The following is a 15,809-nucleotide window of genomic DNA, read 5'->3' as shown; positions in this document are numbered from 1 at the left end:
GACACAAAGTGCGGACCGGGGTACGGCACTGTCAGTGGCCGTGCGTAGGGTTCTGACAACCGCGGACTCCGCGGCAACAGGGGACAGTTCGAGAGGGGAATCGGCACGTGACCGTCAACATGACCAAGGGTCAGGCCATCAGTCTGCAGAAGAACGACGGCGGCAGCCTGACCGCGGTCCGCATGGGTCTCGGCTGGCAGGCGGCTCCCCGGCGCGGCCTGTTCGGCTCCCGCACCCGGGAGATCGACCTCGACGCCTCCGCCGTGCTGTTCGCGGACAAGCAGCCCGTCGACGTCGTCTTCTTCCGGCATCTGGTGAGCGACGACGGCTCGGTGCGTCACACCGGCGACAACCTGGTCGGCGGGGTCGGCCAGGGCGGCGACGACGAGGCGATCCTCGTCGATCTCTCGCGCGTCCCGGTCCACATCGACCAGATCGTCTTCACCGTGAACTCCTTCACGGGCCAGACCTTCCAGGAGGTGCAGAACGCGTTCTGCCGCCTGGTCGACGAGACCAACGGCCAGGAGCTGGCCCGCTACACGCTGGCCGGCGGCGGCCAGTACACGGCCCAGATCATGGCGAAGGTGCACCGTTCCGGCCCAGGCTGGACGCTGACGGCCATCGGCACCCCGGCCAACGGCCGTACCTTCCAGGACCTGATGCCGTCGATCCTGCCGCACCTGTAGGCAGGCCGGCGACCGAGCGGCACACGCACACCAGCGACAACACCAGCGACACAGGGGGACGAAGGCGATGACGGCCGAGCTGGTGCGGGGGCAGAACCACCCGCTCTCCCAGGCCCGACTCGAGATCCGGGTCTCGGCCGGCGCGCCCATCGTGGCCTCGGCCACCCTCGGCGACGAGAACGGCAAGGTGCACGGCGTGGAATGGGTGGCCCACCCGGGCGCACCCACCCTGCCGGGCCTGGAGGTCTCCAAGCAGGCGGCGGCCGGGCATCGCCTCGCCGTGGACCTGGCCGCCGTGCCGGAGGCGGTGCACCGTGTCTGTGTGCTGCTCGCCCTGCCCGTCGGGGTCGGCGGCCCGGTCCGGTTCGGCGCCGTCGCCGCCCCCTTCATCGCCGTCACCGGCCTCGACGGCACCGAGGTCGCCAGCTACACCATCACCGGTCTGGACGCCGAGTCGGCCGTCGTCGCCCTGGAGCTCTACCGCCGGCAGGGCGCCTGGAAGGTGCGCGCCGTCGGCCAGGGGTACGCCGGCGGACTCGCCGAACTCCTCACCGACCAGGGCCTGCCCGAGGCCCACCGGCTCGCCAGCGGTATCAACGACGCGGTGGCGCAGGGCCTGGCCCGCTCGGTGCAGGCACCCCCGCAGCGCACGGCGGACGGCGACCGTACGCGCCAGACGGCCGCCCCGGCACCCGGCCCGGACCAGTCCGGTCCCACACCCCAGGTCGGCTCCACGCCCCAGGGCGCCCCCGGTCCCGTACCCCCGCACGCCACCTCGCCGTACGCGGCTTCGGGTGCGCAGCCCGGGTACCCCGCGGGACCCGCGCCCGCGGATCCCGCGACCGTCACCCAGCCCGCCGCTCCGACGGCCGGCGGGCCGGTCGACTACAGCCACCCGCGACGGCAGACCGGCGCCCCGCCCTCGCCTCCGCCGACCGCACCGCCGGCCCGGCCCGGACAGCCCGCGCAGCCCGTCGCGGGCGACGCGAACGGCTGGTCGATGGACGAGCGGCTCTACAACCAGATCTGGGGCATGTTCGAGGACCTGGCCCGCAGCACGGCCGCGTACCGCAGCGCCGTCGACTTCGCCGAGTCCCGCATGGAGAAGGAGCTCGACCAGACCCTCTCCGACCCGCGCAGCCGGATCGGCGGACAGGGCGACGCGGCGCGCGAGGCGGCCCGCGCCAAGCACGCGCAGCTGGTGGACCAGGCCAGGGCCTCCCTGGACCGGGACCTCGGCCAGCTCGCGGCCGAGGCCGATGTCGTGGAGCCCGCGCTGCCCCCGGCCTTCGCCCGCTGGGACAACCCGGTGTGGCACGGCTACCGGGTGCCGATGGAGATCCCCATGGCCCTGCGCCTGGGCGATCTCCACCTGCCCGAGAGCGAGTTGCTGCGCATCCCGATGCTGGTCCGGCTGCCGCTGGAGCGCGGTCTGTGGATCGACAGCGGCCAGGCCGGACTGTCGGACGACTCCTTCGCCGACTCCCACGAGCTGCGTCGTCTCGCGCTGGACACGGCGGTGGCGCTGGCGGCCCGGCTGCTCGCGGTCTACCCGGCGGGCGAGTTCGGCGTGCATGTCATCGATCCGGCCGGCTCCGGCGTGCAGGCGTTCGCGCCGCTGGTGCAGTCGGGCGTGCTCGCGGCCCCGCCCGCCCTGGGCGCGGCCGGCGTGGCGGACGTCCTGGCCCGGCTCACCCAGCGCGTCGACCTGGTGCAGATGGCGGTGCGCGGTGGCATGGCCGACGCCCTGCCGCCCGGCCTGGACACGGCCGAGCAGCTGCTGATCGTCCACGACTTCCCGCACGGCTTCGACGACCGGGCCGTGACCCAGCTGCGCTACCTCGCCGACGAGGGCCCGGCCGTGGGCGTCCACCTGATGATGGTCGCGGACCGGGAGGAGGCCGCCGCGTACGGGCCTTTGCTCGACCCGCTGTGGCGTTCGCTGCTGCGACTCACCCCCGTGCCCGACGACCATCTCGCCGACCCCTGGGTCGGACACGCCTGGACGTACGAGCCGGCGCTGGTCCCGCCCGGCAGCCAGGTGCTCCAGCAGGTGCTGGCCCGGGTCGCCGAGGCCCGGGCCAAGGGACGGTAAAGGTCTCTGACCAGCACTCTTATCCTTTCTTTGCCAATCGCTTTACCTTTTCTTGGTGATTGGGGTACTGTTCTTCCTACGGAGGGGAGTACTCCCTGACACTTGCGGCGTTCCCGTCAATACGGATCAGGCCAGATCCCGGGGCGTCGGCCCATCCTTGGGTGGAAGAGACCTCCGGCAGCGACGACGCTGACATTTGCCGTTACGTACTGCCGGAGGCGCAGTGGATGTTTCCCCGACCCTTTGGGTCCTGACCATCGTGGGCCTAGCCGCCCTCATCGCCATCGACTTCTTCATCGGCCGCAAGCCGCACGACGTCTCGATCAAGGAAGCGGGCATCTGGACGGTCGTCTGGATCGCCCTCGCCGGACTCTTCGGCCTCGGCCTGCTGGTCTTCGGCGGCGGCCAGCCCTCCGGCGAGTTCTTCGCCGGCTTCATCACCGAGAAGTCGCTGAGCGTCGACAACCTCTTCGTCTTCGTCCTGATCATGGCGAAGTTCTCGGTGCCCTCGCAGTACCAGCAGCGCGTGCTGCTCGTCGGCGTCCTCATAGCCCTGGTCCTGCGGGCCATCTTCATCGCGGCCGGCGCGGCCATCCTCGCCAGCTTCGCGTGGGTCTTCTACCTCTTCGGCGCCTTCCTCATCTGGACCGCCTGGAAGCTCATCCAGGAGACACGGGCCGACGAGGAGGACGAGGAGTTCGAGGAGAACAAGCTGCTCAAGGCCGCCGAGCGCCGCTTCGGTGTCGCCGACCGGTACCACGGCACCAAGCTGTGGATCCAGGAGAACGGCAAGCGGGTCATGACCCCGATGCTGGTCGTGATGCTCGCGATCGGCACCACGGACGTCCTGTTCGCGCTCGACTCGATCCCCGCGATCTTCGGCCTGACCCAGGACCCGTACATCGTGTTCACGGCGAACGCGTTCGCCCTGATGGGTCTGCGGCAGCTGTACTTCCTCATCGGCGGACTGCTCAGGAAGCTGGTCCACCTCAGCTACGGCCTGTCGGTCATCCTGGGCTTCATCGGCGTCAAGCTGGTGCTGCACGCACTGCACGAGTCCGGCGTGCACGTCCCGGAGATCTCCATCCCGGTCTCCCTCGGCGTGATCTGCGGGGTCCTGATCGTCACCACGATCACCAGCCTCATGGCCTCCAAGAAGCAGGCGGCGGCCGAGGCGGCGCAGGAGGCGAGCGAAAGCGCTCCGAAGGATCGCATCCAGACCTGACCACGACGGACGTAGGAACAACCACCATCGGGAGTGCCCCTCGGCGAATTGCCGAGGGGCACTCCCGATGCTTCGTTGAGTGATGAGCGTTCCCGCCCGGGGACGCACCACCGGGTGGAGGCATCGTGGACGCACCGACGAAGTTCGTGCAGATCGTCGACTTCGAGACCGACCGCATCGAGGAGATGCGCGCGCTGGCCGAGGAGACCGACCAGCGACTCGCGGACCGCACCGGCGGTCCCACCCACCGTCTCGTGCTCAAGGACCGCAACCAACCGGGCCACTACCTCGTGGTGATCGAGTTCAACTCCTACGAGGAAGCCATGGCCAACAGCGACGACCCCGAGACGACCAGGTTCGCGCAGCAGATGGCCGCGCTGTGTACCAGGCCGCCGTCCTTCATCGACTGCGACGTCGAGGAGATGAGCGAATTCAAGTGACGCGCGCCCCGTCCGGGTGAGGTGTTTCGGGCCCCGCACCGCCGGAGTGCGGGGCCCGAAGGCCTCTGCGACGATCGCTGCATGATCACTCGGCTCAGGTCGCTCACCACCCGGTGGACCGTCCTCGTGCCGGTGCTCGCGGTCGTCCTGCTGGCCTTCACCTGGGGACGCGACCTGCCCGGAGCGGTCGTCGCGCTGGTGACGCTGGTCCTCGCCGGGGCCGTACTCGCCGCCGTGCACCACGCCGAGGTCGTCGCCCACCGGGTCGGCGAACCCTTCGGCTCCCTCGTGCTCGCCGTCGCCGTCACGATCATCGAGGTCGCCCTCATCGTCACCCTGATGGCGGACGGCGGCGGCAAGAGCTCGACCCTGGCCCGGGACACGGTCTTCGCGGCCGTCATGATCACCTGCAACGGCATCGTCGGGGTCTGTCTCCTCGTCGCCTCCCTGCGCCACGGCCTCGCGGTCTTCAACCCCGAGGGCACCGGCGCCGCGCTCGCGACCGTCGCCACCCTGGCCACCCTCAGCCTGGTGCTGCCGACCTTCACCACCAGCAAGCCCGGACCGGAGTTCTCGGGCGTACAGCTCACCTTCGCCGCGGTCTCCTCGCTGATCCTGTACGGCCTGTTCGTGGCGACCCAGACCGTCCGGCACCGCGACTACTTCCTGCCCATCACCCGCCAGGGCGAGGTCATCACCGGCGACGACCACGCCGACGCCCCCTCGGCCCGCACCGCCCGGATCAGCCTGGGCCTGCTCGGGCTCGCTCTGATCGGGGTGGTCGGCCTGGCCAAGGGCGTGTCGCCGACCATCGAGTCGGGCGTGGAGAAGGCCGGACTGCACCACGCCGTCGTCGGCGTGATCATCGCCCTGCTGGTGCTGCTGCCCGAGACCATCGCCGCGCTGCGCTCCGCCCGCCGCGACCGGGTGCAGACCAGTCTGAACCTCGCGCTCGGCTCGGCCATGGCCAGTATCGGCCTGACCATCCCCGCCGTCGCCCTGGCGTCGATCTGGCTGTCGGGCCCGCTCGTCCTCGGCCTCGGCTCCACGCACATGGTGCTGCTGGCCCTGACCGTGGTGGTGAGCTCGCTGACGGTGGTGCCGGGCCGGGCCACACCGCTCCAGGGCGGGGTCCATCTCGTGCTGTTCGCCGCCTACTTGGAGCTGGCGATCAATCCATGACCGGTTCGGCCACGAGTTTCGGCACCGGCCGCGTCTCCGGCAGCAGCGCGAAGCACCCGAGGCTCAGCAGCGCGATCCCCGTCAGATACGCGCCCACCCCCCACGGCACCCGCCCGCCCTGCTCGGCCAGCGCCGTCGCCGCGATCGGCGTCAGCGCGCCCCCGAGCACACCGCCCAGGTTGTAGCCGACGGCGGCTCCCGTGCAGCGCACCCGAGGCTCGTACAGCTCGGGCAGATACGCGGCGATCACCCCGAACATCGTCACGAACGCGAGCAGCGCGCCCAGGAAGCCGGCGAACATCAGCAGCGGCTGCCCCGTCGCGAGGAGCGCGACCATCGGGAACATCCACAGCGCGGCCGCCGCGCACCCGGCCAGGCACAGCGGCCGGCGCCCGTAACGGTCGCCCAGCAGCGCGGCCACCGGGGTGAGCGAGCCCTTCACGACCACCGCGGCCATGATGCAGGTCAGCATGACGGTACGGCTCACCCCGAGCCGCTCCGTGCCGTACGCCAGGGACCAGGTCGTGACGGCGTAGAAGATCGCGTAGCCGACGGCGAGCGCCCCGGCCGTCAGCAGGACCAGGCGCCAGTGGTCGCGCGCGACCTCCACGAGCGGCACGCGCGCGTGGTCGTCGATCTCCAGGAACCCGGGGCTCTCGACGAGCGAGGACCGCAGCCACAGCCCGACCGCGGCCAGCACCCCGGCCGCCCAGAACGGCACCCGCCAGCCCCACTGCGCGAACTGCGCGTCGGACAGCGTCGTCGACAGGGCCAGCACCACACCGTTGGCGAGCAGGAACCCCAGGGCGGGCCCGATCTGCGGGAAGCTCGACCACAGCCCCCGCCGCTCGGCCGGCGCGTGCTCGGCCGTCAGCAGTACGGCCCCGCCCCACTCCCCGCCGAGCCCAAGGCCCTGCACGAACCGCAGCACCAGGAGCAGCACCGGCGCGGCCACCCCGATCGTGTCGTACGTCGGTACACAGCCGACCGCGACCGTCGCGCCGCCGGTCAGCAGCAGAGAGGCGACCAGGACCGGCCGGCGCCCGCGCCGGTCCCCGATGTGCCCGAACAGCACCGAACCGAGCGGCCGGGCGACGAAGCCGACGCCGAACGTCCCGAAGGCGGCCAGCGTCCCCGCCAGCGGCGAGAACGTCGGGAAGAACAGGGGGCCCAGGACCAGCGCCGCGGCGGTCCCGTAGACGAAGAAGTCGTAGAACTCGATGGCGGTCCCGGCGAGCGAGGCGGCCGCCAGCCGCAGCATGGAGGGGGCCCTTACGGTGCGTACATCGTGCATGCCGCGTCAACTACCCACGGTGATCGCGGGTTACGGGGGCGCGAGGGCGCGCGGGGTGGGCGTCAGTAGGTGACCGTGATGCGCCGGGCGGGGCCGTCGACACGGACAAGACCGCCGTAGGGGATGACGAGTTGGGGGTCGGTGTGCCCGAGGTCCACGTCGAGGACGATCGTGGTGTCGGGGGCGTACGTACGCATGGCCCGCAGGACCGCCTCGCGCTGGCCGGCGGCGTAACGGGCGCCTTCCTCCGGGCTGTTGGGGTGCTCGAAGGACCAGGTCTTGGGGCGGCCCATCAGGAGCGCGGAGAACCGTTGCAGCAGTCCGCGCTCGCCCATGTTGCGCAGGGTGCGGAACACCTCGTCGGCGCTGGGCAGTTCCTCCGAGGTCTCCAGGAACAGCACGTCACCGTCGTACTCGCTCAGGTCGTGCGCGATCTCGCGGTCGGCCATCAGGAGCCAGCCGACGATCTCCAGACAGCCGCCCCAACTGCGGCCCTCGACCACCCGGTCGGCGTTCTCCCAGGTCCAGCCGGTGCCGGGGCGGGTCTGCGGTTCCGCGTCGAAGGTGGCCGGGTCGGCCCAGTCGCGGTTGACGTCGTTCCAGCGCTCGGCGGGCCGCAGTTCGTACGCGCCCGAGGTGAACAGGGCGGCGCGCAGTGAGTCGGCGGTCTGCGGGTGCAGGGCGCCCGGCCGGCCCAGTTCGGTCATCACCGCCGCCCCGTGGAAGCCGACGATCCCGGTGGCGCGCAGGAAGGCGAGCAGGTTGGTGTTGTCGCTGAACCCGAAGAACGGCTTCGGGTTCGCCCGGATCAACTCCCGGTCCAGCAGCGGCAGCACGGTGATCTGGTCGTCGCCGCCGATCGACGCCATGACCGCCTTGACGGTCGGATCGGCGAACGCGGCATGCAGGTCGTCGGCGCGCTCCCGGGGCGTCGAGCCCATCTTGCGGGTCGTCGGATACTCGACCGGCTCGAGACCGAACTCCTCGCGCAGCCGCTCCAGGCCCAGTTCGTGGGGGAGCGGCAGGATCCCGGGCAGGCCCGAGGAGGGCGAGACGACGGCGATGCGATCGCCGGGGGAGGGCTTGGGCGGGTAGGAGATCGGCGTCATGCCGGGAGGGTACGGGCCGACCCGCGCGCGTCGCATCGTGATAAACCGGGTCCCAGCAGCCGACTTCACCGGACCGGAGGAACCGTGCCCCGCACCCTGGCCAACGCCCCGATCATGATCCTCAACGGGCCCAACCTCAACCTCCTCGGCCAGCGCCAGCCGGAGATCTACGGCCACGACACCCTCGCCGACGTCGAAGCCCTGTGCGTCAAGGCGGCGGCCGCGCACGGCGGCACGGTGGACTTCCGGCAGTCCAACCACGAGGGCGAGCTGGTCGACTGGATCCACGAGGCACGGCTGAACCACTGCGGCATCGTGATCAACCCCGGCGCCTACTCGCACACGTCAGTCGCGATCCTCGACGCGCTCAACACCTGCGACGGCCTGCCCGTGCTGGAGGTGCACATCTCCAACATCCACCAGCGCGAGTCCTTCCGGCACCACTCCTACGTCTCGCTGCGCGCCGACGGGGTCATCGCGGGGTGCGGGGTGCAGGGGTACGTGTTCGGCGTGGAGCGGGTCGCGGCGCTGGCGGGACCGGCGCGGGCGGAGGCGTGAGCGCTCGGAGGCGTACGACTGTGTAAGCCCCGATGCCCATGGCGTGCGCCCCTTACAGCCGACCCGCCTCCACGATCCGCCGCAGGAACTGCCGGGTGCGCTCCTCCTGCGGGTCGCCGAAGATCTGCTCGGCGGTGCCGCGCTCCAGGACGACCCCTCCGTCCAGAAAGCAGACCTGGTCGGCGACGTCCCGTGCGAAGCCCATCTCGTGCGTGGCCAGCACCATGGTCATGCCGTCGGCCTTGAGGTCGCGGACGACCGCGAGGACCTCGCCGACCAGCTCCGGGTCGAGGGCGGCGGTGATCTCGTCGAGCAGCAGCAACCGGGGCTGTACGGCAAGAGCCCGCACGATCGCCACGCGCTGCTGCTGGCCGCCGCTGAGCCGGTCCGGGTACTCGCCCGCCCTGCCGCCGAGCCCGAGCCGCTCCAGCAGTTCCCTGGCCCGCTCCTCGGCCTCGGCGCGCGGCACCCCGTGGACGCGCCGCGGGGCGAGGGTGATGTTCTCCAGCACCGTCATGTGCGGGAAGAGGTTGTACGCCTGGAAGACCACGCCGATACGGCGCCGTACGGCGTCCTGGTCGGCGCGCGGGTCGGTGATCTCCTCGCCGTCCAGCCAGATCGCGCCGTCGTCGATGTCCTCCAGGAGGTTCGCGCACCGCAGCAGGGTCGACTTGCCGGAACCGGAGGCTCCGATCAGTGCGGTCACCGTGTGCGGGGCGACCTCCAGGTCGACGTCCCGCAGTACGACCGTGCCGCCGAAGGTCTTGCGCACGGACTCCATGCGCAGCACGGGCGCGTGCGCGGTCGCGTCGCTCATATCGATCCTCCCTGGGCCCGCCGACGGTCCATCCGGGCCGTCACCCAGTCCGTGAAGCGCGTCATCGGGATGGTCAGCGCCACGAAGACCAGGCCTGCGACGATGTACGGCGTGTAGTTGAGGCTGCGGCCCACGATGATGTCCGCGGCCCGTACGGCGTCGATCGCGCCGCCGATCGAGACGAGCCCGGTGTCCTTCTGCAGTGACACCAGGTCGTTCAGCAGCGGCGGCACCTGACGGCGCACGGCCTGCGGCAGCACGACGTGGCGCAGCGCCTGCCGGTTGGTGAGACCCAGCGAGCGGGCCGCCGCGCGCTGCGAGGGGTGCACGGACTCGATGCCGGCGCGGAACACCTCGGCCACGTACGCCGAGTACGTCAGCGTGAGCGCCGTACCGCCGAGCCACACCGGGTCGACGGTCACGCCCTGGAGGCGCAGCGCCGGGACGCCCAGGACGACGATCATCAGGTTGATGATCAGCGGGAGTCCGCGGAAGAAGTCGGTGTACGCGGCGGCCAGTACACGCAGTGGGAAGAACACCGGGCCGCGCAGCGTGCGCGCGATGGCGATCAGCATGCCGAGGATCAGCACCGCCACACCGCAGATCAGCAGCAGACGGACGTTGAGCCACAGCCCTTCGAGGACCTTGGGGAACGCCTCGCGCGCGTACTGCCCGTTGAAGAACGTCTCCTTGGTACGCGGCCAGCCGGGCGCGTTGACGACGACCAGGTAGAGGACGACGCCCGTGACGAGGGTCGAGAGCGCGGCGATCGCCGTCGCGCGGCGGGTCCGCGTGCGCTTGTGGCGCTCGCGCTCGATCCGCCGCTGCGAGGGGACGTAGCCGTCGCCCCCGCCGGGCATGTCACCGTCGCCGTCCGCGCCCTCCCGGCCGGACTCGTCCTTGGTGACCGTCACTTGAGGACCGGGGCGTCGACGGCGTCGGAGAGCCACTGCTTCTCGATCTTCGCCAGCGTGCCGTCCGTGCGCAGGGCGTCCACGGCGTCCGTGACGCACGAGGTGAGCGCGCTGCCCTTGTCGAGCACGAGCCCGAACTGCTCCGGCGTACCGCCCTGGTTCTCGAACTGCCCGACGATCTTGGCGTTCGTCACCTCGGCCGCGGTGATGTAGAAGGCGGTCGGCAGGTCGACGACGATGGCGTCCACCTGGCCGTTCTTCAGCGCGGACTTGGCCTGGTCGTTCTTGGCGTACACGGCCTCCTGCTGCGTCGGCTTCACCACGTCGGTGATGTAGTCGAGGCTGGTGGTGCCGACCTGGGCGCCCAGCTTGAGGCCCTTGAGGTCCGCGATGCTCGTCGCCTTCGCCGCCTTGCTGCCCTTGAGCGCGATGACGGCCTGGCGCACGTCGTAGTAGCCGGACGAGAAGTCCACGGCCTTCTTGCGCTCGGCGCTGATGGACACCTGGTTGATGTCGAAGTCGAAGGTCTTCTCGCCGGGCGCGAACGCCTTGTTGAAGGGGACGCTCTGCCAGACGACGGCGCTCTTGTCGTAGCCGAGCTGCTTCGCCACGGCGTACGCGACGGCCGACTCGAAGCCCTCGCCGTTGGCGGGCTTGTCGTCCTTGAACCACGGCTCGTACGCGGGCTCGTCGGTGGCGATCGTCAGCTTGCCGGACGTCTCGGTGGCCAGCTTGCCCTTGGCGCAGGTCGTGCCGGTCGTCGTCGAGGCGTTGTCGCTCGCCTTGTCCTCCGGTTGCGGCGCACAGCCGACGGCGGTGGCGAGCAGGGCGATGGTGGTGGCGGCGACGGCACGGTGCAGTGCGCGAGGGGCAAGATGCATGGCGGGAGAGTGACAGCCGGACGTCCCGTTTGTCGAGGTCACGACCGTAAATGTCCGCATAGTGGGAACAGTTGTTGCGGTCGTGTGAACACGCCCGGACCCCGCTGTTCCTGGGCAGCCGCCGGGCCGCCGGCCGAGGGCGGGGATCGATAGACCGGCGGCCCGTACCGCTCAGGAGCCGTCATCCTGTGCGGGGCTGTTACCAGTTGACTACGCAACGAGGTGGGTCGCGAGCGTGCGCATGGGGTCGGCGCGTGTGAAGCGTTCACACGGGGCGCGTTGGGGGAGCGGGGGTGGGGCGTGCGGGTGATGGTTCACGCCGGGCGCGCGCTCATCTGCCTTGCGCCCGGCCCGTGTTGATCACCCGCCCGTTTCACCACCCGCGCGCGTGCCACTCCGGCAGATGCGGGCGTTCCGTGCCGAGCGTCGTGTCGTGGCCGTGGCCCGGGTAGACCCAGGTCTCGTCGGGAAGCGTGCCGAAGATCTTGGTCTCGACGTCGTGGATCAGGCTGGCGAACGCCTTCGGGTCCTTGCGGGTGTTGCCGACGCCGCCGGGGAACAGCAAAGATCACCGGGTAACACACCAAAGGTCACCGGGTAACACAGCAAATGTGACCGCCAACCTTGCCCCCCCGCCCGCACCGTGGCGCCCGGCCCGCGCGAGGCTCAACAAAATGTCGGTCGACACCGCGCTTCAGGTCGCGGGGGTCTTCGTTGATATGGGCGTGCAGAAACTCTGGCCCGTGGAGGCGTGGACGACGTACCGGGCCCGCCTCGCCGCCGAGGCTGAGCCCCGCTGGTCGGAGTCGCCCGCGCCCGCGTTCGTCGGCGTCGACCGGCACGGCAACGTGACCGGCGGCATGGTCCCCGACTCCGTGACCCGGGCGATCAAGCGGATCAGCGGCCGCGCCGGGGTCACGCTCGCCTGGACCGGCCACAGCCTCCGCACCGGGCTGGCCACGACCGGCCGCCGCAAGGGGAAGGACGCCGTAGCGATCGCCGACCAGGGCGGATGGGCTCGGCACTCCCGCTCCATGAACGGGTACTTCCAGCGCGTTGACGGCTGGGAGGACAACGCCACCGCCGGTCTCACCTGACCGCCGTCAGAAGACCCCCGTTCAGCCCGCCGTGGTGGACGAGGTTCTCATGGCGGCACGGTCCCCCCGCTCTGCCTCAATCTTCTTCAGCCCGCCGTTCGCGGCGCCTCGCGCGGGTTCCGTTGCCGCTGGGCTTGTTCTGCTCGTCCCAGTCCGGTTCAGGACCGGGATCCTTCGTGGCCACCTTCGTCACCTTCAACCCGGCAGCGCAACCGCGGGTGTGCTGGCTGGTGTCGCACGTCAGCAGGCGCACCTGTCGCCCTGCCAAGGCCTGGAAGGTCACCGCCCGATCCACGATCTCATCGTCAGCGATCGGTAGCCGGACATGCCCGGGTTGGTCCAGGACGATTTCGACGCTGACTTCCCCACGCGCCTGCCCGCTCTCGTAGTTGAGTTCCGACCGACGCAGGATGCCCTGCCTTGAGCCGGCCAGGACCTCATCCAGGAGGCCGAGAGTATGCGGTGCGCGCCAGCGGGCTCGCTGCTTGCCCGTCTCCTTCATCCTGTCCAGCTCGTCGACTACGACGATCGGGAACAGCAGACGGATGTGTTCGCCCGACGGCAGTTGGAGCACCTCGTGGAGGTCAACGTCTTTGAGCGGTTTGGGGTTTTGGATGTAGAAGCTGGTGTCTGCGACCACCAGCCACTCCCGGCCGGACCAGTTGAGGACCTGCTTGTCGAAGGCGGCGATCACCTGCTCAAGTGCCTCGGTCCGCTCGGTGACCTCCAAGCCCACTAGGCCGTTGACAAGGCCTTCCTGGTGGGTCCCGGCGAGAGTGCCGCAGCTCGCCAGCAGCGCCTGGAGCGGGCGGTGAACACAATCTGGTCGATGTCCCGGTCACTGATTTGGGAGCGGAGCATTCGGGCCGATTCCGTGGCCCAGTTGAGGTAGGCCAGCAGCCTCTTATAGGCGTTGTCGTACGTTCGTCCATCGAGGTTGGAGGCGGATGTGTGGACGCCTCCAAGAACTTGGCGAAGGTTGTCGCGGTGGGCGCCCGGGCGGGGAGTGATCAGCATGCGCCGATCCTGCCTGTCCGGACGGGCCGCCACATCCCCAAGGCCGTAAGTGCTTGTTTCCGGAGCGTCAGCCAGATCGACGGGTCGTCGCGCCGTCATGAGGAACGGCTGGGTGCATACTGCTCGCCATACCGACCAAGTAGGGGCGCACCGTGGCGTTCCGTGCCTTGCACGCCCGTTTGGCTGTGACGTCGTTCAGCGGCCCCGGTATGGCGGACCGAGGATCCGAAACATACGTCAAATACGACAACTTGGGCTCCGGCGCTACTATCCCTCAGCATGACCATCGCGCGGTATGCCGAGCAGTTCCTCCTCTGCCTGCTCGAAGTATCCGGGGGCCCCTATGGCTTTGGTCAAGGGCAAACGGGATGCGATGGGTCGGCATGCCTGGGCAGCATGGCGCCGTGGCCGATCTGTTGTGGGATGACGTGAAGTGCTTCTTCGACCTGGACCTGATGGGGTCGCTGCCGGATCTGCGTGTCCCGGATGCCTCGGTGGAGGACTGGCAGTCGGTCCTCGACTTGATCGCGGAGAAGGGCTGGCAGCGCCAGTACTCCGAGGGAGACATGGCGCTTCCGGTGCCTCGGGCGGAGGCCGTGCTGTCCCGCCCGGCGGATGCCGAGTGCCCTGAGCTGCGGGTCTGGCCGACGGCCGATGTGCTGGCGATCTTCCGGTTCCATGCCAATGACGAAGTCGACTTCGACGTCGACCTGCGGGAGTTGCAGGGCCAGGATCGACTTGATGTGTTCTGCGGCTTCCTTCGGGAGGTCGGGCGGCGGCTGGGCAAGCCGGTGCTGATGGACCCGGAAGGCGAGGACGGCCATCCGGTGCTCGGCTTCGATGTCGAAGCTGGCCGGGTCGTTCTCCTCGCAGACCCGCAGGTCAGGTGACTGGGGCCGACGGCTGCGGTTCGTAGAAGGTTCCGTCGCGGAGCATCGCGAAGAGGACGTCGGCCCGGCGTCTGGCGAGGCAGAGCAGGGCCTGGGTGTGGTGCTTTCCTTGGGCGATCTTCTTGTCGTAGTAGGCCCGCGATGCCGGGTCGCCCAGGGCGGCGAACGCGGAGAGGAAGAAGGCCCGTTTGAGCTGCTTGTTCCCTCTCCTGGACGGTTGTTCGCCGCGGATCGAGGAGCCCGAGCTGCGAGTGGCCGGGGCGAGACCGGCGTAGGCGGCGAGGTGGCCGGCGGTGGGGAAGGTGCTGCCGTCGCCGACCTCGATGAGGATCCTGGCTCCGGTCCTGACGCCGATTCCCGGCATGGACGTCAGGACTTTCGAAAGACATCTCACGGCGCTAAGAGTCAAGCTGCAGCGGGTCGGAGGAGCGGTGCGAAGGCGCGTTGCTCGTCGAAGGGCATCTGGTGCTGCAGGCAGTGATAGAGCATCCCCAGCATGCGGTTGAACAAGTTGCGCTGGGCGGCTGCGTGCCAGTCGCCGCGCTCGCGGCGACGCCGGTAATGCGTGTTCGCGCCGGGTGACACGGTGATGGCGGCAAAGGCCCATAGGTAGCCGGCGTGGGTGAGGCGGTCGTTCTTGACGAACCGGAGTCCGACGTAGCGTTTCTTCCCTGATGCTCGGGTGATGGGGGCTGATCCGGCGTATGCCTTCAGCGCTCGGGCGTCTGCGAATCGACTGCGGTCGTCTCCGATCTCGGCAAGCACCCGGGCACCGAGCAGGGCGCCGAGGCCGGGAAAGCTAGTGATTATCTCGGCGTCCGGGTGCTGCTGAAAAGACACTTCCACTGCCTCGGCGAGGTCGTCTGCGCCTTCGGCTGCGGCGTCGAGTTGGCGGAGGAGGGCGAGCATCTGCTTGCCCATGGCTTCTTCCACTAGCGGAGGTTGGTGGGTGTATTCGGCTCGGAAGATTTCCTGGAGGCGCTTGGTCTCGGCTTCGGTGTATCGCTGACGGCCGCCGCGCTTTAGAGCCGTCCTGATCTGGGGTTTCGTTAGCTTCGCAGCGATGGTTGGGGTGGGCGCGATGGCCAGAACGGCGCGGGCTTCAGGGTGGGCGAGGCCCCTCTTGCGACCGGTGACAAAGGCATTGAGAGCGGCGGGGTAGTACTCGCGCAGCAGTGAACGGAGCTGGTTGGCGATCTGCTGGCGATTCCAGACGGCGTCCTGCTGAGCGCGGGCAAGTACGGCCACAGCCTGAGCAAGTTCGCTGTCGGCCGGCAGGGGGCGGTGCATAGGCATGTCGGTGCGCAGGATGTTGGCCAGCACGAGGGCGTCGCCGGGGTCAGACTTCTTGCGGGAGACACCGTGCCGGTCGCGGTAGCGGGATGCGGCGAGCGGGTTGATTGCGAAGACCTGCCGTGCGCTTGTCCGCAGGCTCGCAACAAGCAGACCGCGGGAGGTCTCGATGGCCACCGGTATCGGCTCGGCCTCGGTGTCGCCGTGCTCGGCGAGTAAGACGTCGTTTCTAATGGTGAGGAACGGATCGTCGGCGTCTATGCGTCCGTCCACTCGGCACGATTGGAGTAGGACTCGTAGCTGTACTGTGT

Annotated in this window: 15 protein-coding genes and 2 pseudogenes; 8 read left to right on the top strand and 9 right to left on the bottom strand. The window is 69.7% G+C overall.

Going from position 1 to position 15,809, the window contains the following annotated elements:
* Positions 1-107: 107 nt before the first annotated feature.
* The 5 genes from ACIP6U_RS37705 (at position 108) to ACIP6U_RS37685 (ending at position 5,628) form a co-directional block, all read left to right on the top strand.
* On the top strand, positions 108-686 hold the full coding sequence (locus tag ACIP6U_RS37705) for a TerD family protein (protein ID WP_124004425.1): 579 nt from the start codon (positions 108-110) through the stop codon (positions 684-686).
* 67 nt (positions 687-753) lie between these two features.
* On the top strand, positions 754-2,781 hold the full coding sequence (locus ACIP6U_RS37700) for a TerD family protein (protein ID WP_401727214.1): 2,028 nt from the start codon (positions 754-756) through the stop codon (positions 2,779-2,781).
* A 223-nt stretch (positions 2,782-3,004) separates the two neighbouring features.
* Positions 3,005-4,006: a TerC/Alx family metal homeostasis membrane protein gene (locus ACIP6U_RS37695; RefSeq protein WP_401727213.1), complete on the top strand. Its 1,002-nt coding sequence runs from the start codon at positions 3,005-3,007 to the stop codon at positions 4,004-4,006.
* 125 nt (positions 4,007-4,131) lie between these two features.
* On the top strand, positions 4,132-4,446 hold the full coding sequence (locus ACIP6U_RS37690) for a hypothetical protein (RefSeq protein ID WP_401727212.1): 315 nt from the start codon (positions 4,132-4,134) through the stop codon (positions 4,444-4,446).
* Between the two features lie 81 nt (positions 4,447-4,527).
* Complete coding sequence (locus ACIP6U_RS37685; RefSeq protein WP_401727211.1) at positions 4,528-5,628, top strand: calcium:proton antiporter; 1,101 nt, start codon at positions 4,528-4,530, stop codon at positions 5,626-5,628.
* Here ACIP6U_RS37685 and ACIP6U_RS37680 read toward each other — a convergent pair.
* Together ACIP6U_RS37680 and ACIP6U_RS37675 are read right to left on the bottom strand one after the other, a co-directional pair.
* Complete coding sequence (locus ACIP6U_RS37680) at positions 5,618-6,922, bottom strand: MFS transporter (protein WP_401727210.1); 1,305 nt, start codon at positions 6,920-6,922, stop codon at positions 5,618-5,620. The two genes, ACIP6U_RS37685 and ACIP6U_RS37680, sit on opposite strands and share 11 nt — an antisense overlap.
* A gap of 62 nt (positions 6,923-6,984) precedes the next feature.
* Entirely contained in the window at positions 6,985-8,031 is a 1,047-nt protein-coding gene (locus ACIP6U_RS37675) for a S66 peptidase family protein (RefSeq protein WP_401727209.1), read from the bottom strand.
* 84 nt (positions 8,032-8,115) lie between these two features.
* Here ACIP6U_RS37675 and aroQ point away from each other — a divergent pair, with 84 nt between their 5' ends.
* On the top strand, positions 8,116-8,589 hold the full coding sequence (gene aroQ / locus ACIP6U_RS37670; protein ID WP_401727208.1) for a type II 3-dehydroquinate dehydratase: 474 nt from the start codon (positions 8,116-8,118) through the stop codon (positions 8,587-8,589).
* Between the two features lie 52 nt (positions 8,590-8,641).
* On the opposite strand, the gene ACIP6U_RS37665 is transcribed toward aroQ, so the two are convergent.
* The 4 genes and pseudogenes from ACIP6U_RS37665 to ACIP6U_RS37650 form a co-directional block, all read right to left on the bottom strand.
* The gene (locus ACIP6U_RS37665; RefSeq protein WP_401727207.1) at positions 8,642-9,406 is read right to left on the bottom strand and encodes an amino acid ABC transporter ATP-binding protein; all 765 of its coding nucleotides are present in this window, start codon (positions 9,404-9,406) and stop codon (positions 8,642-8,644) included.
* The gene (locus tag ACIP6U_RS37660; protein WP_280877190.1) at positions 9,403-10,320 is read right to left on the bottom strand and encodes an amino acid ABC transporter permease; all 918 of its coding nucleotides are present in this window, start codon (positions 10,318-10,320) and stop codon (positions 9,403-9,405) included. Before ACIP6U_RS37660 ends, ACIP6U_RS37665 begins: the two co-directional genes overlap by 4 nt.
* Positions 10,317-11,201, bottom strand: coding sequence for an ABC transporter substrate-binding protein (locus ACIP6U_RS37655; protein WP_401727206.1), 885 nt, complete (start codon positions 11,199-11,201; stop codon positions 10,317-10,319). The genes ACIP6U_RS37660 and ACIP6U_RS37655 overlap by 4 nt, the downstream gene beginning before the upstream one ends.
* A 373-nt stretch (positions 11,202-11,574) precedes the next feature.
* Positions 11,575-11,763 (bottom strand): annotated as a pseudogene (locus tag ACIP6U_RS37650) (MBL fold metallo-hydrolase); the annotation flags it as partial.
* 112 nt (positions 11,764-11,875) lie between these two features.
* On the opposite strand from ACIP6U_RS37650, the gene ACIP6U_RS37645 reads away from it, so the two are divergent.
* On the top strand, positions 11,876-12,298 hold the full coding sequence (locus ACIP6U_RS37645) for a hypothetical protein (protein ID WP_401727205.1): 423 nt from the start codon (positions 11,876-11,878) through the stop codon (positions 12,296-12,298).
* A 76-nt stretch (positions 12,299-12,374) separates the two neighbouring features.
* Here the strand turns inward: ACIP6U_RS37645 and ACIP6U_RS37640 are convergent, their stop codons facing one another.
* Positions 12,375-13,028, bottom strand: coding sequence for a PIN domain-containing protein (locus ACIP6U_RS37640; RefSeq protein WP_401727204.1), 654 nt, complete (start codon positions 13,026-13,028; stop codon positions 12,375-12,377).
* A 691-nt stretch (positions 13,029-13,719) separates the two neighbouring features.
* Here ACIP6U_RS37640 and ACIP6U_RS37635 point away from each other — a divergent pair.
* Positions 13,720-14,205 (top strand): hypothetical protein, encoded by a 486-nt coding sequence (locus tag ACIP6U_RS37635; RefSeq protein ID WP_401727203.1) that lies wholly within the window; start codon positions 13,720-13,722, stop codon positions 14,203-14,205.
* On the opposite strand, the pseudogene ACIP6U_RS37630 reads toward ACIP6U_RS37635, so the two are convergent.
* Positions 14,198-14,590, bottom strand: a pseudogene (locus ACIP6U_RS37630) (transposase); the annotation flags it as partial. The gene ACIP6U_RS37635 and the pseudogene ACIP6U_RS37630 sit on opposite strands and share 8 nt — an antisense overlap.
* A 20-nt stretch (positions 14,591-14,610) precedes the next feature.
* Positions 14,611-15,809, bottom strand: a 1,199-nt coding sequence (locus ACIP6U_RS37625; protein WP_401727202.1) for an IS110 family transposase, incomplete at its 5' end; no start/stop codon positions are given.

The sequence above is a fragment of the Streptomyces sp. NPDC088794 genome, assembly GCF_044750545.1.
In the GTDB taxonomy this organism is placed as follows: Bacteria; Actinomycetota; Actinomycetes; order Streptomycetales; family Streptomycetaceae; genus Streptomyces.
The sequence above is the reverse complement of the archived record's forward strand: the minus strand, read 5'-3'. Positions and strand labels throughout refer to the sequence as shown.